This window comes from Pseudomonas sp. Marseille-Q7302 (assembly GCF_965111925.1).
In genome coordinates, this window is record NZ_CBCOPK010000001.1 from 91,155 (window position 1) to 105,606 (window position 14,452).

At 62.7% G+C, this 14,452-nt stretch carries 16 protein-coding genes; all 16 read right to left on the reverse strand.

From position 1 onward, the window contains the following. Positions 1-21: 21 nt before the first annotated feature. Complete coding sequence (gene atpG, locus ACWPW1_RS00450) at positions 22-885, reverse strand: F0F1 ATP synthase subunit gamma (protein ID WP_059312991.1); 864 nt, start codon at positions 883-885, stop codon at positions 22-24. Positions 886-933: 48 nt separating this feature from the next. Further along, the gene (atpA, locus tag ACWPW1_RS00455) at positions 934-2,478 is read right to left on the reverse strand and encodes a F0F1 ATP synthase subunit alpha (RefSeq protein ID WP_454252256.1); all 1,545 of its coding nucleotides are present in this window, start codon (positions 2,476-2,478) and stop codon (positions 934-936) included. 18 nt (positions 2,479-2,496) lie between these two features. Then, positions 2,497-3,033, reverse strand: a complete 537-nt coding sequence (locus tag ACWPW1_RS00460; protein ID WP_017641468.1) for a F0F1 ATP synthase subunit delta — start codon at positions 3,031-3,033, stop codon at positions 2,497-2,499. A gap of 12 nt (positions 3,034-3,045) precedes the next feature. After that, positions 3,046-3,516, reverse strand: a complete 471-nt coding sequence (locus ACWPW1_RS00465) for a F0F1 ATP synthase subunit B (RefSeq protein WP_059312993.1) — start codon at positions 3,514-3,516, stop codon at positions 3,046-3,048. Between the two features lie 55 nt (positions 3,517-3,571). Continuing rightward, positions 3,572-3,829: a F0F1 ATP synthase subunit C gene (gene atpE / locus ACWPW1_RS00470; protein ID WP_003097235.1), complete on the reverse strand. Its 258-nt coding sequence runs from the start codon at positions 3,827-3,829 to the stop codon at positions 3,572-3,574. Positions 3,830-3,967: 138 nt separating this feature from the next. Further along, entirely contained in the window at positions 3,968-4,831 is an 864-nt protein-coding gene (gene atpB / locus ACWPW1_RS00475) for a F0F1 ATP synthase subunit A (protein WP_059312994.1), read from the reverse strand. Between the two features lie 16 nt (positions 4,832-4,847). Further along, complete coding sequence (locus ACWPW1_RS00480; RefSeq protein WP_037006585.1) at positions 4,848-5,252, reverse strand: F0F1 ATP synthase subunit I; 405 nt, start codon at positions 5,250-5,252, stop codon at positions 4,848-4,850. A 146-nt stretch (positions 5,253-5,398) separates the two neighbouring features. Next, positions 5,399-6,271, reverse strand: a complete 873-nt coding sequence (locus ACWPW1_RS00485) for a ParB/RepB/Spo0J family partition protein (RefSeq protein WP_059312995.1) — start codon at positions 6,269-6,271, stop codon at positions 5,399-5,401. Positions 6,272-6,280: 9 nt separating this feature from the next. Next, entirely contained in the window at positions 6,281-7,075 is a 795-nt protein-coding gene (locus ACWPW1_RS00490) for a ParA family protein (RefSeq protein WP_454252257.1), read from the reverse strand. Positions 7,076-7,083: 8 nt separating this feature from the next. Continuing rightward, positions 7,084-7,728 (reverse strand): 16S rRNA (guanine(527)-N(7))-methyltransferase RsmG, encoded by a 645-nt coding sequence (gene rsmG, locus ACWPW1_RS00495; RefSeq protein ID WP_454252258.1) that lies wholly within the window; start codon positions 7,726-7,728, stop codon positions 7,084-7,086. Continuing rightward, positions 7,728-9,620 carry a tRNA uridine-5-carboxymethylaminomethyl(34) synthesis enzyme MnmG gene (mnmG, locus tag ACWPW1_RS00500; RefSeq protein ID WP_454252259.1) on the reverse strand — a complete coding sequence of 631 codons (1,893 nt, stop codon included), beginning with the start codon at positions 9,618-9,620 and terminating at the stop codon, positions 7,728-7,730. The genes rsmG and mnmG overlap by 1 nt, the downstream gene beginning before the upstream one ends. Before the next feature lie 443 nt (positions 9,621-10,063). Continuing rightward, on the reverse strand, positions 10,064-11,428 hold the full coding sequence (mnmE, locus tag ACWPW1_RS00505; protein WP_454252260.1) for a tRNA uridine-5-carboxymethylaminomethyl(34) synthesis GTPase MnmE: 1,365 nt from the start codon (positions 11,426-11,428) through the stop codon (positions 10,064-10,066). Positions 11,429-11,491: 63 nt separating this feature from the next. Next, complete coding sequence (gene yidC / locus ACWPW1_RS00510) at positions 11,492-13,207, reverse strand: membrane protein insertase YidC (protein ID WP_454252261.1); 1,716 nt, start codon at positions 13,205-13,207, stop codon at positions 11,492-11,494. Positions 13,208-13,209: 2 nt separating this feature from the next. Next, complete coding sequence (yidD, locus tag ACWPW1_RS00515; protein WP_082696248.1) at positions 13,210-13,458, reverse strand: membrane protein insertion efficiency factor YidD; 249 nt, start codon at positions 13,456-13,458, stop codon at positions 13,210-13,212. Beyond that, positions 13,451-13,852 (reverse strand): ribonuclease P protein component, encoded by a 402-nt coding sequence (gene rnpA, locus ACWPW1_RS00520; RefSeq protein ID WP_059316791.1) that lies wholly within the window; start codon positions 13,850-13,852, stop codon positions 13,451-13,453. The genes yidD and rnpA overlap by 8 nt, the downstream gene beginning before the upstream one ends. 12 nt (positions 13,853-13,864) lie before the next feature. Further along, entirely contained in the window at positions 13,865-13,999 is a 135-nt protein-coding gene (gene rpmH / locus ACWPW1_RS00525) for a 50S ribosomal protein L34 (RefSeq protein ID WP_007160134.1), read from the reverse strand. Positions 14,000-14,452 lie beyond the last annotated feature (453 nt).

The window sequence follows — 14,452 nt, forward strand, 5'->3', positions numbered from 1 at the left end:
CTCGAATGTTTAAGCTGTCCGTCAGACCGCGGCGGCGCCGCCGACGATTTCCGAAATTTCCTGGGTGATCGCAGCCTGGCGAGCCTTGTTGTAGACCAGCTGCAGGTCCTTGATGAGATCGCCGGCGTTGTCGGTGGCGTTCTTCATCGCGATCATCCGCGCGGCCTGTTCGCTGGCAGCGTTCTCGACCACGGCCTGATACACCTGGGACTCCACGTAGCGCACCAACAGGCCGTCGAGCAAGGTCTTGGCGTCGGGCTCGTAGAGGTAGTCCCAATGCTTGCCCTGCAGCTCACCGCCCTCGGCCGGAACCAGCGGCACCAGCTGCTGGATAGTCGGCTTCTGGGTCATGGTGTTGACGAAGACGTTGGACACCACGTACAGGCGGTCGATACGGCCGTCCAGGTAGGCATCCAGCATCACCTTGATGCTGCCGATCAGATCGCCGATCGCCGGCTCTTCGCCGAGGTGGCTGATGGCCGCGACCACGTTGCCGCCGAAGCTACGGAAGAAGGAGGCACCCTTGGCCCCGATCACCGCCAGATCGATTTCCACACCCTTGCCGCGCTGGTCGCCCATGTCGCGGACCAGAGCCTTGAACAGGTTGGTGTTCAGACCACCGGCCAGACCCCGATCGGAGCTGACCACGATGTAGCCGACGCGCTTGACCTCGCGTTCCACCATGAAGGCATGGCGGTACTCGGGGTTGGCGTTGGCCAGGTGGCCGATCACAGCGCGGATGCGCTCGGCATAAGGCTTGCTGGCAGCCATGCGGGCCTGAGCCTTACGCATCTTGCTGACCGCAACCTTTTCCATGGCGCTGGTGATCTTCTGTGTGCTTTTGATGCTCGCGATCTTGCCGCGAATCTCTTTTGCGCCTGCCATGTGACACCTATCGGGTTGGCAAACGGGGGCTGGCGCCCCCGTCGCGGCTTACCAGGTTTGCGTGGCCTTGAACTTCTCGATTCCCGCCTTGATACCGGCGTCGATCTCGTCGTTGAAGTCGCCCTTCACGTTGATCTTGGCCATCAGGTCGGCGTGATCGCGGTTGAAGTAGGCGATCAGGGCCTGCTCGAAGCTACCGATCTTGTCCAGGGTCACATCGCTCAGGAAACCACGCTCGGCGGCGTACAGGCTCAGGGACATCTCGGCGATGGACATGGGCGCGTACTGCTTCTGCTTCATCAGCTCGGTGACGCGCTGACCATGCTCGAGCTGCTTGCGGGTGGCTTCGTCCAGGTCCGAGGCGAACTGGGCGAAGGCCGCCAGTTCACGGTACTGGGCCAGCGCGGTACGGATACCGCCCGACAGCTTCTTGATGATCTTGGTCTGGGCCGCACCACCCACACGGGATACCGAAACACCGGCGTTGACCGCCGGGCGGATGCCCGAGTTGAACAGGCCGGCTTCCAGGAAGATCTGGCCGTCGGTGATGGAGATCACGTTGGTCGGAACGAAGGCGGACACGTCGCCGGCCTGGGTCTCGATGATCGGCAGGGCGGTCAGCGAGCCGGTCTTGCCGGTCACAGCGCCGTTGGTGAACTTCTCGACGTAGTCGGCGGAGACGCGGGAAGCGCGCTCGAGCAGACGGCTGTGGAGATAGAACACGTCGCCGGGATAGGCTTCACGGCCCGGCGGACGACGCAGCAGCAGTGAGATCTGGCGATAGGCCACGGCCTGCTTGGACAGATCGTCATAGACGATCAGGGCGTCTTCACCGCGGTCGCGGAAGTATTCGCCCATGGTGCAACCCGAGTAGGGCGCCAGGAACTGCAGGGCAGCCGATTCGGACGCACTGGCTGCCACCACGATGGTGTTGTGCAGAGCGCCGTTCTCTTCCAGCTTGCGTACCACGTTGGCGATGGTCGACTGCTTCTGACCAATGGCGACGTAGACGCAGCGGATACCGCTGTTCTTCTGGTTGATGATGGCATCGATCGCCATGGCGGTCTTGCCGATCTGACGGTCACCGATGATCAGCTCACGCTGACCACGACCAACCGGGATCATGGCATCGACGGCCTTGTAGCCGGTCTGCACCGGCTGGTCGACCGACTGACGCCAGATCACACCCGGTGCGACCTTCTCGACGGCGTCGGTGGCGCTGGCATTCAGCGGACCCTTGCCATCGATGGGGTTGCCCAGGGCGTCGACGACGCGACCCAGCAGTTCCGGACCAACCGGGACTTCCAGGATGCGGCCGGTGCACTTGGCGCTCATGCCTTCGGCCAGACCCAGGTAGCTACCCAGGACCACGGCGCCGACGGAGTCCTGCTCCAGGTTCAGTGCCATGCCGTAGATGCCGCCGGGGAATTCGATCATTTCGCCGTACATGACGTCGGCCAGACCGAAGATCCGCACGATACCGTCAGACACGCTGACGATGGTGCCTTCGTTGCGGGCTTGCGAGGTCACGTCGAGCTTGTCGATGCGACCCTTGATGATTTCACTAATTTCGGAAGGATTGAGTTGCTGCATGCTACTGCCCCTTCAAACTCAAGGTTTCAACGCTTCGGCCAGTTGCGCGAGCTTGCCGCGAACGGAGCCATCGATTACCAAGTCGCCGGCGCGGATAACCACACCACCGATCAGGCTCGCATCCTCGGATGCATTAAGTCGCACGTGTCGACCTAGCCTTGCGCTGAGAGCCTTGGCGAGTTTGTCTTGCTGTTCTTCGCTCAGGGCGAAAGCACTGGTGACTTCCGCCTCGATGGATTTTTCCTGCTCGGCCTTGTACGCCTCGTAGATCTCGGCGATGGCCGGGAACAGGTCGATCCGGTTGTTTTCTGCCACGGTCCGAACGAAGTTCTGGGACTGTGCATCCAGTTGATCGCCACATACGTCGATGAGCAATCCGGCCTTGGCGTCCGCAGTCAACTGCGGCTGCTGAAGCAGCTGGCGCACGGTCCCGTCCTGGGATACCGCGGCGAGCAGCCCGAGCGCGGCCGACCATTGGGTCAGCTGCTGCTGGGACTGTGCGAACTCGAAAGCCGCCTTGGCATAGGGCCGGGCCAGCGTGTTCAGTTCTGCCATTGGTGGCCTCGCTTAGATTTCCGCTGCCAGTCGGTCAACCAACTGGGCATGAGCATTGGCATCAACGGTCGATCCAAGGATCTTCTCGGCGCCGGCCACGGCCAGCAGACCGACGCGAGCACGCAGGGCGTCCTTCGCACTGTTGATTTCCTGCTCGATTTCAGCCTGAGCCTGCGCCTTGATCCGGTCGCCTTCGGCACGGGCCTTGGCCTGTGCGTCCTCGACGATCTGAGCGGCACGCTTGTTGGCTTGCTCGATGATCTCGGCCGCCTGCCCCTTGGCTTCGTTCACTTTCTGGTTGGCTTGCTGCTGTGCCACTTCCAGATCACGAGCCGCGCGGTTGGCAGCGTCAAGGCCATCGGCAATCTTCTTCTCACGCTCACGCAGCGCCGAGATGATCGGCGGCCACACGTACTTCATGCAGAAGAGCACGAAGATGAAGAAGGCAACGGACTGGCCTATCAGGGTTGCATTAATGTTCACGCCAACACCTCGCTCGTTCGTTGTCCATCAGTCCTGCCTACACCCCTGGGGGTGATCAGCCGGCGATCTGACCAACGAAGGGGTTAGCGAAGGTGAAGAACAGGGCGATACCAACACCGATCATGGTCACGGCGTCGAGCAGACCGGCGACGATGAACATCTTGACTTGCAGCATCGGAACCATTTCCGGCTGACGAGCGGCGCCTTCGAGGAACTTGCCACCCAGCAGACCGAAGCCAATGGCGGTACCCAGAGCGCCCAGGCCAATCAGCAGAGCAACGGCGATCGCGGTCAAACCAACTACAGTTTCCATCTTTCCTCCCGACTTTTTTAGTCGTCTTGGTTAAGGTTGAAGCGAAAAAGTTTTCCCAAGTCCCCCGGCGGACAAGGCCCCCGGGACTCACGGCAGAACCGCCTCCAGACGCCGTCAGCAGCGCCCGGGGGCCATTCCTCAGTGACTTTCTTCGTGCGCCATCGACAGGTAGACGATGGTCAGCATCATGAAGATAAACGCCTGCAGGGTGATGATGAGGATGTGGAACACCGCCCACGCCCACTGCAGCACGATACCCAGACCACCCAGTGCCAGACCGTTGGCGAACATGATGGCGATGAGGATGAAGATCAGCTCGCCAGCATACATGTTGCCGAACAGTCGCAGTGCCAGCGAGATCGGCTTGGCGATCAGGGTGACGAACTCGAGCAGGAAGTTGATCGGGATCAGGATGATCTGCAGCAGCATGTTCTTGCTGCTGAAGGGATGCAGGGTCAGCTCGCCAAAGAAGCCGCCGATACCTTTCATCTTGATGCTGTAGAAGATCAGCAGGGCGAACACCGACAGGGCCATGCCCAGGGTGGCGTTCGGGTCGGTGGTCGGAACCACGCGGAAGTAGGTGTGCTCGCCAAACAGCATGCCGGCCACGGACGGCAGCCAGTCCACCGGCACCAAGTCCATCAGGTTCATCAGGAAGATCCAGACGAAGATGGTCAGGGCCAAGGGCGCGATCAGGGCGTTCTTGCCGTGGAAGGTGTCACGGACGCTGCCGTCCACGAATTCGACCAGCACCTCGACGAAGTTCTGCAGACCGCCAGGCTGACCACTGGTGGCCTTCTTGGCGATGCTGCGGAACAGCACCAGGAAGATCAGGCCCAGGGCGACCGACCAGCCAAGGGTATCCACGTGGAAGGCCCAGAAGCCCATTTCCTTAGCTTCAGCGGGGGTGTGGGCGAAGCTCCAGCCGTTCACCGGGTGCATACCATAGGTCAGGTTCTGCAGGTGGTGCTGGATGTAGCCCGAAGCGGAGTCTGCTGCCATGTGTGCCTCGAATGCCTTAAGGTCTAGTCGGTTTTTTCAGTAGCAGGGGCGCGCCGGCATTGACCATCAGCGTCAACAGATAGACGCCGAACAGTGCAGGAGCCGAAAGCGGTTTTACCCCGGCAAACGTCAGTGCAAAGAGCACTGCCGTGAGAATCAGTTTGCCCGCCTCGCCCGAGTAGAAAGAACGGACGATGTCACGGGCGGCATGGGCGCCGCGATAGCGGAACGCCTTGAACGAAAAATACAGATTGGGCAGCCAGGCAATCAGCCCGCCCAACAATCCGGAATAACCGGCGACCTTACCGACGAAGCAAGACAAGACAACGGCGGCACACGACGCGACAGCCAGTTGGACGAGCAGCAGGCGAAAGGCAGGCTGATGATGGAAAGGCAGGCGTTTGGGCGTGCGGCGGTCCATCGGCTCGAAGTCCTCTGGTGTCGGCTTAATAGTTGTTTTCACTGGCATGCTTTGTGCCGACAAAAAGCGGGCAAAGTATAGGGGCGCGCCAGGGGTGGTTCAAGCCACCCCGGACAGATTGCCTTTCCTGCCGTAACGCATTTGTGTCAGCGAATGTGCGCCAGTACGCCTTGAAGTTCGTCCAAAGAGGTGTAACGGATGACCAGTTGCCCCTTCCCCTTCTCGCCATGGCGGATCTGCACGTTGGCGCCCAAACGCTCGGCCAGACGCTGCTCCAGACGACTGATGTCCGGATCCACAGGGGGCGCCTTCTCGCTCGGTTCCACGCCACTGAGCCACTGGCGAACCAGGGCTTCGGTCTGACGAACCGTCAGGCCCCGTGCGACAACGTGCCGCGCCCCTTCGGCCTGACGGCCCTTCGGCAGGCCGAGCAAGGCCCGCGCGTGGCCCATTTCCAGCTCGCCCTTGGCCAGCAGCTCCTTGGCGTCTTCGGCCAGCGCCAGCAGGCGCAGCAGGTTGGTCACGCCCGAGCGCGACTTGCCGACGGCTTCGGCCACCTGGGCCTGGGTCAGCTCGAACTCATCCTGTAGCCGCTGCAGGGCCATGGCCTCTTCCAGCGGGTTGAGGTTCTGCCGCTGGATGTTCTCGATCAGCGCCAGGGCAATGGCCACCTGGTCAGGGACGTCGCGGACCAGCGCCGGGATACGCTCCAGACCGGCCTGCTGGCTGGCACGCCAGCGGCGCTCACCGGCGATGATCTCGTAGCGACCCTCACCGATGGCACGCACCACGATGGGCTGCATCAGTCCCTGGGTGCGGATGGAATTGGCCAATTCTTCCAGCGCGACGGGATCCATGTGCTGGCGCGGCTGGTACTTGCCGCGCTGGATGATGTCCAGCGGCAGCGATTGCAATTCGCTGACCGGGGTGGCGGCAGCCTGCTCCTGCAGGACCTTGACGCTGGCGCCGCCGAGCAGGGCATCGAGGCCGCGGCCCAGTCCTCGTTTCTTCACAGCCATGGGGATTCCTTAGGCAGTCTTGGCGGTGCGAGCCGCCTTGCGCTGACGTTTGACCAGCTCGCTGGCCAGCTCCAGATAGGCCGCAGCCCCTTTCGAACTCTTGTCGTAGACCAGGGCGGGCATACCGTAGCTGGGCGCTTCGGCCAGGCGGACGTTGCGCGGAATGATGGTTTCGTAGAGCGCGTCGTCAAAGTGCTGCTTGAGCTGGGCGGCGACGTCGTTGGCCAGGCCGATGCGCGGATCGAACATGGTGCGCAGCAGGCCTTCGATCTTGAGCTGGGGATTCAGCCGCTGGGCGATGTGCTGGATGCTGCCGATCAGATCGGTCAGGCCTTCCAGGGCGAAGTATTCGCACTGCATGGGGATGATCACGCCATCGGCGGCCACCAGCCCGTTGATGGTCAGCATGGACAGCGACGGCGGACAGTCGATGAGTACGTAGTCGTAGTTGTCCCGCACCGGCGCCAGGGCATCGCGCAGGCGACTCTCGCGACCGGTCATCTCCAGCAGTTCGACCTCCGCGGCGGTGACATCACGGTTAGACGGCAGCAGCTGGTAGCCGCCGTGTTCGGAAAAATGCATGGCATCGAGCAGACCGCAGGCGCCGGTGAGAACATCCAGTACCGAATGCTCCAGGGCGTGCTTGTCCACCCCGCTGCCCATGGTGGCGTTACCCTGGGGATCGAGATCGATCAGCAGCACCTTGCGCCGGTTGGTGGCGGCCAGAGAAGCGGCGAGATTGATGCACGTGGTGGTCTTGCCCACCCCGCCCTTCTGGTTGGCTATCGCGTAAACCTTGGCCATGTACCGCCTTACCCCTCTCCAATCGTGCGGCGCAGTATCAGCAAGTGCCGCTGGCCTTGGCAACCGGGAACCGCGAGGACGTGCGCCGCCGCAACCCGGAAATCCGCTGGTAGCTTGGCCAGCTCGTCGTCGGGGTGCAGCCCCTTCATCGCCAGCCACTGTGTTTGGTTGTCGCCCAGGTGCCGCGTCCAGGTGGCGAAGTCGTCGATGGCGCTAAACGCCCGCGAGACGATGCCGGTGAAGGGCGTCGCCGGCTGGAAGGTCTCGACACGGGCGTGGACCACCTCAAGGTTGTCCAGACCCAGCTCGATCTTGGCCTGGGTCAGGAAGCGCGTCTTCTTGCCGTTACTGTCGAGCAGGGTGAAGCGCGATTCGGGAAACAGGATCGCCAGGGGAATGCCCGGCATGCCGCCGCCGCTGCCCACATCCAGCCACTGCCCGGCCGCCACATGGGGGACGATGCTGAGGCTGTCCAGCAGGTGCCGCGAGACCATCTCGTCAGGATCACGCACCGCGGTCAGGTTGTAGGCCTTGTTCCACTTGACCAGCAGGTCCAGGTAGCCCAGCAGCCGCTCCTCCACCGGGGCGGAGAGCATCACACCCAGGATCTCGGCTCCCTGGCGCAGTTCGTTGGCTTGAATCGCGCTGGCCATCAGGCGCTGTGCTCCAGGCTGCGACCGGCGCTGCGCTTCTTCAGGTGGATCAGCAGCAGCGAGACCGCCGCCGGCGTGACGCCAGGGATGCGCGAGGCCTGCCCCAGGGTCTCGGGACGGGCCTGGGCCAGCTTGTGCTGGATCTCCTTGGACAGTCCGGAGATGGTGGCGTAGTCGAGCTCTGCCGGCAGCGCCACGGCGTCACTGGCGCGCAGACGCTGGATCTCGTCCTGCTGGCGATCGATGTAGCCGGCGTACTTGGTCTTGATCTCGATCTGCTCGGCGATCTGGGTCTCGGCTGGTGTCTGGCCCACGGCGGCCATCAGGCCGGCGTAGTCGATCTCCGGACGCGCCAGCAGATTCTGCAGGTTGTATTCGTGATTGAGCGGCGTGCCGAAGCGCTCGGCCACCGCCGTGCCCTCGGGCGTGCCCGGGCGAATCCAGGTCGCCTTGAGGCGCTGCTCTTCCAGGGCGATGCCTTCGCGCTTGGCTTCGAACAGCGCCCAGCGCTGATCGTCCACCAGGCCCAATTCCCGGCCCTTTTCGGTCAGGCGCAGGTCGGCGTTGTCTTCGCGCAGGATCAGCCGGTACTCGGCGCGCGAGGTGAACATCCGGTAGGGCTCCTGGGTACCCAGGGTGATGAGGTCATCCACCAGGACGCCGAGGTAGGCCTCGTCGCGACGCGGACACCAGGCTTCACGGCCCTGGGCGCGCAGCGCGGCGTTGGCCCCGGCGAGCAGACCCTGGGCGCCGGCTTCTTCGTAACCGGTGGTGCCATTGATCTGGCCGGCGAAGAACAGGCCGGCGATGACCTTGGTTTCCAGGCTGTACTTGAGATCCCGCGGATCGAAGAAGTCGTATTCGATGGCGTAGCCGGGCCGCAGGATGTGGGCGTTTTCCATGCCGCGCATGGAGCGCACCACCTCGAGCTGCACATCGAAGGGCAGCGAGGTGGAGATGCCGTTGGGGTAGAGCTCGTGGGTGGTCAGGCCCTCGGGTTCGAGAAAGACCTGATGGCTGTCCTTGTCGGCGAAGCGATGGATCTTGTCTTCGATGGACGGACAGTAGCGCGGCCCTACCCCTTCGATCACGCCCGAATACATGGGCGAACGATCCAGGTTGGCGCGGATGATGTCGTGGGTGCGGGCGTTGGTATGGGTGATCCAGCAGCTGACCTGCTGCGGATGCTGCTCGCGATTGCCGAGGAAGGACATCACCGGCAAGGGGGTATCCCCGGGCTGCTCGGTCATCACCGAGAAATCCACCGACCGGCCGTCGATGCGCGGAGGCGTACCGGTCTTCAGGCGGGACACCCGCAGTGGCAGTTCCCGCAGGCGCTGGGCCAGGGCGATGGCGGGCGGATCTCCCGCTCGTCCACCGCTGTGGTTCTGCATGCCGATGTGGATAAGACCACCAAGGAAGGTCCCGGCGGTCAGCACCACGTTATCCGCATGGAATTTCAGGCCCATCTGGGTGATCACGCCGGCGACGCGATCCCCCTCGACGATGAGGTCGTCACAGGCTTGCTGGAATATCCACAGGTTCGGCTGGTTTTCCAAGGCGTAGCGGATAGCCGCCTTGTACAGCACGCGATCGGCCTGGGCGCGAGTGGCGCGGACGGCAGGTCCCTTGCGGCTGTTGAGAATACGGAACTGGATGCCGGCGAGATCCGTCGCCGCGGCCATGGCGCCGCCCAGGGCATCGATCTCCTTGACCAGATGGCTCTTGCCGATGCCGCCAATGGCGGGATTGCAGCTCATCTGGCCGAGAGTTTCCACATTATGCGTAAGCAGCAGGGTACGCACACCCATACGGGCGGCCGCCAGGGCCGCTTCGGTACCGGCATGGCCGCCGCCGATCACGATGACGTCGAAACGGGAAGGAAAGTCCACCACGCACCTCGTGCCTGTTGGCAGGAATTCAAAGGAAAGCCGGCAAGTATAAGCCCTAGGCCAGTCTTGCAGAAGGGGCTCTGGCCAAAAAATGACCAGTCAGCGGTGAGGGGCTCCAATATAAACAATAGGGAAGAAAGTTTTAAAAGGACTGTTATAGAGCTTATGTATACGCAAGCCATTTTCTGTGGATAACCCTACACAGGCCACGTCGGGGCTGGGCTGGGGAAAACCTGAACCCGGTGTACGTCTTGTGCTGTGGATGAACACAAGCTCTCAGCATCCTGTGGAGCCTTTGCTCGCTTATCCACAACGCCAATCATGGACAGGTCGTGCACCGATTTATAGGCAGACCTCAGGCAGGGTTATCAACAGGGCTCTGGAAAGGGGGAATGAGGATAGCCAAGGCCTGCATTGCACAGGCCTGGAGCAGCGGGCAGGGTTTACTTGCCGATGCAGAAGCTGGAGAAGATGCGGCCGAGCAGGTCGTCGGAGCTGAAGGCCCCGGTGATCTCGCCAAGTACCTGCTGGGCCTGCCGCAGGTCTTCGGCCAGGAGTTCGCCAGAGCCGGCCAGGGTGAGTTGGCGATAGCCATGGTCCAGAGCGCTGGCGGCCCGCTGCAAGGCGTCCAGGTGGCGACGCCGTGCGCTGAAGCCGTCCTCGGTGGTCTGTTCGAAGCCCATGCAGGCCTTGAGGTGTTCGCGCAGGGCCTCGACACCGCCACCATCGGTGGCACTCAGAGCGATCTCCACCGGCTCGGTGCTGGGCAACAGGCCGGTGGCTTCGCCGGTGAGGTCGGCCTTGTTGCGGATCACCGTCAGCTTGTCCAGTGGCGGCCGGGTGCTCAGCAGTTCCGGCCACAGCGCCTGGGGATCCCCGGCTTCCGGGGCGCTGGCATCCACCACCAGCAGCACTCGATCGGCACCGGCGATGGCGTCCAGGGCGCGCTGGACGCCGATCTGCTCCACCCGGTCGGCGGTATCGCGCAGCCCGGCCGTATCGACCACATGCAGCGGCATGCCATCGATGTGGATATGTTCGCGCAGGACATCCCGGGTGGTGCCGGCGATGTCGGTGACGATGGCGGCTTCCCGTCCGGCCAGGGCGTTGAGCAGGCTGGACTTGCCGGCATTGGGCCGGCCGGCGATCACCACCGTCATGCCGTCGCGCAGCAGGGCACCGCGATTGGCTTCACGCTGGACCTCGTGCAGTTCGGCTTGCACACCCTCCAGCAATCCCTGGACCCGACCATCGGCGAGGAAGTCGATCTCCTCCTCGGGAAAGTCGATGGCGGCTTCGACATAGATGCGCAGGCGGATGAGCTGCTCGACCAGGCTTTCCACCCGACGGGAGAACTCGCCCTGCAGCGAGCGCAGGGCATTGCGCGCCGCCTGCTCGGTGCTGGCCTCGATGAGATCGGCGATGGCCTCCGCCTGGGCCAGGTCCAGCTTGTCGTTGAGAAAGGCGCGTTCGCTGAATTCGCCCGGACGGGCCAGCCGCGCCCCCTCTTCCAGCGTACGGCGCAAGAGCAGGTCGAGGATCACCGGGCCGCCGTGACCTTGCAATTCCAGGACGTCTTCGCCGGTGAAGGAATTCGGGCCAGGAAAGAACAGGGCAATGCCCGCGTCCAGCACGCTGCCGTCGGCGGCGAGGAAATTGCCATAGTGAGCATGCCGCGGCGGTAGCTCGCGGCCGCAGATGGCCTGGGCCAGGGGTGCGGCCAGGGGGCCGGAGACGCGCACGATGCCGACACCACCACGGCCGGTGGCGGTGGCGATGGCGGCGATGCTGTCGGAAGGCAGGGACATGACGATCCTCCAGAAAGCACGACGCCCCAATCAAGGGGCGTCGTGTGGACAGGTTGAGCGGGGTCAGGCCTTCTTGGCGGCCGCCTCGATCTTCCGGGTAATGTACCACTGCTGCAGGATCGACAGGCAGTTGTTGACGATCCAGTACAGCACCAGACCGGCCGGGAACCACAGGAAGAAGAAGGTGAAGATGATCGGCATCATTCTCATCACCTTGGCCTGCATGGGATCCGGCGGCGCCGGGTTCAGCATCTGCTGCACCAGCATGGTACCGCCCATGATGATCGGCAGGATGAAGAAGGGATCCTTGGCCGACAGGTCGGTGATCCAGAACATCCAGGGCGACTGGCGCATCTCGACGCTTTCCAGCAGCACCCAGTACAGCGCCAGGAATACCGGCATCTGCACCACGATGGGCAGGCAGCCACCCAGCGGATTGATCTTCTCCTTGCGGTACAGCTCCATCATCGCCTGGGACATCTTCTGGCGATCGTCGCCATGCTGTTCCTTCAGCGCCTGCAGGCGTGGTCCGACGGCACGCATCCGGGCCATGGAACGGTAGCTGGCGGCGGACAGCGGGAAGAACAGCATCTTGATGATGATGGTCAGGACGATGATCGACCAGCCCCAGTTACCCAGGATGCTGTGGATATGCTGCAGCAGCCAGAAGATCGGCTGGGCGATGAACCACAGGAAGCCGTAGTCGACGGTCAGCTCCAGACCGTGGGACAGGGTCTTGAGGTGTTCCTGGATCTTCGGACCGGCGTAGAGGGTGAGCGAGGTCTCGCCCTTGCCACCCGCCGGCACGCTGAATTGCGGACCGGTGAAGCCGACGATGTAGTTGCCCTGGGCATCCTTGCGGGTGGTGATCTGGTGCTGCTCGTCCTTGTTCGGCACCCAGGCGGTGACGAAGTAGTGCTGCAGCCAACCGACCCAGCCGCCCTGCACGGATTCCTGCAGGCGGTTCTTGTCCATGTCGCCCATGGACACCTTGCGATAGGGCTCGGCCGGGGTACCGACCGCGGCGCCCAGATAGGTGGAGACGCCGGTCGCGGTAGTGGCCGACGGATCCCCGCTCTTGTCACGCTTGAGCTGCGCATAGAGCACGCCATTCCAGGCGTTGGCGCTCTGGTTGTCGATCAGGTAGCTGACCTGGATCTGATAGGCGTCCGGGTTGATGCAGGTGATCTTCTTCTGCGCCTTCTCGGCGTCCGAGCAGTCGACCTTCAGACCCCGGTGGAAGGTGAATCTCTTGATGTAGTCGACGCCATTGGCCTGGTACTTGAGATCCACCACCAGCTGTTGCTTGCCATCGGCGAGCACATAGCTGGACTGGGCCGAGGTGTACAGCGGGCGACCGGCGCTGTTGGCGTCGGGACCGTTGGCACCGGTCAGGCCGCTCTGGGCCAAGTAGAGACGCTCGTTGCCGTTGTCGAACAGCATGAAGGGAACGTCGGGGTGGTCCTGGCGCCGGGGGTACTGCACCAGACCGAGCTGGACGATGTCGCCGCCGCGGGGGTCGATGGCCAGATCCAGAACGTCGGTACGTACCTTGATGAGCGCAGTGCTGGCCTGAGCGGTCAAGTTGTCCACCGGGGCCGCGGCCTTGGCGTCAGCCGGAACATCGGTGGGCACGTTGGGGGTATCGCCGGGCAGGACGCTGGTTTGCGTCTTGGCCGTGGGCAGATCGGCCTGGCCGTAATCCTTGTTCCACTGGAAGACCAGGGTGTAGGACACGATCGCCAGGGCGGCAATGAGTAGCGGGCGCTTGATATCCATGTTTACTCGGCCATCGAAGAGGTCGGGGCTGGGTTCTTTGCGGGAGGAACGGGATCGTATCCGCCTGAGTGCCAGGGATGGCACCGGCACAGTCGCCGTGTGGTCAGCCAGCCACCACGCAGCAGCCCGTGGCACTCGATGGCTTCGAGGGCGTAACCGGAACAGGTCGGATAGAAACGACAGTGACTGGCCATCATGGGGCTGATGGCATAACGGTAGAAGCGAATCAGCAGCAGGGCCGGTTTACGCATGAGCACCGTCGGGACTGTCGGTTGGCTGGGCAACGGCCTTGCTCGCCTGGCGATTGAGACGTTTCCAGAGTTGCAGCAGTTGATCGTGCAATTCGGGATTGTCTACTTCGCCGAGCCCTTTCCGGGCGACGAAGACCAGATCGAAGCTGCCCAAGCGGTCCTGATTCAGACGGAAGGAATCTCGGATGACACGCTTGATGCGATTGCGCTCGACAGAAAGCTTGACGCTTTTCTTGCCGATGACCAGCCCCAGGCGGGAATGGTCTAGCCCATTGGCATGGGCGAGCAGCAGCAGGTGCTTGCCGGATGCCTTGTGGGTGGGAGAGTCAAAGACCGCTTGGAACTGTTGGGAGCTCAGTAAGCGCCTGTCCCGACCGAAACCCTGACTCACCACCTGACCGGGCAATCAGATCGCCAGACGCTTGCGGCCTTTGGCACGGCGACGGGACAGAACCTGACGGCCGTTCTTGGTTGCCATACGAGCACGGAAACCGTGGACACGGGCGCGCTTCAGGGTGCTGGGTTGGAAGGTGCGTTTCATGGACTTTTACCTAGGTGAAAGCGGCAAGGCATGAGCGCCCCGCGCAAAGAGACCGGGGATTCTAGAGAAAGCCTCGGTATAGGTCAATTTCCAACCAGCACGCGCTGACAGGAGACCGCGTAAATAAAATTAACAGGTCAAAAGGTTTTAAAGGACTGTTGAAGTGAATATGTATGGTGAAGCCGATTTCTGTGGATAGAACGCGCAGACACAGATGCCCACTGGCCGGAGCGAGACCGGCAACTCTGTTTTCAACAGGTGGAGCAAGGGTGGCTAGCCTGGTCAGAGGCTGTGGATAAGCGAAGGGGTTACCCACATCACGATTATCCACAGCGCAAACCCGGTACTTGTCCAGAAAGGTCAGACGGCGTTATCCACAGAGCTGACGGTCGCCTGGAGAGTGGTCTGGGCGGAAGGGGCTATTCGCCGGGAAACTGCGCGGTCATGTGGATA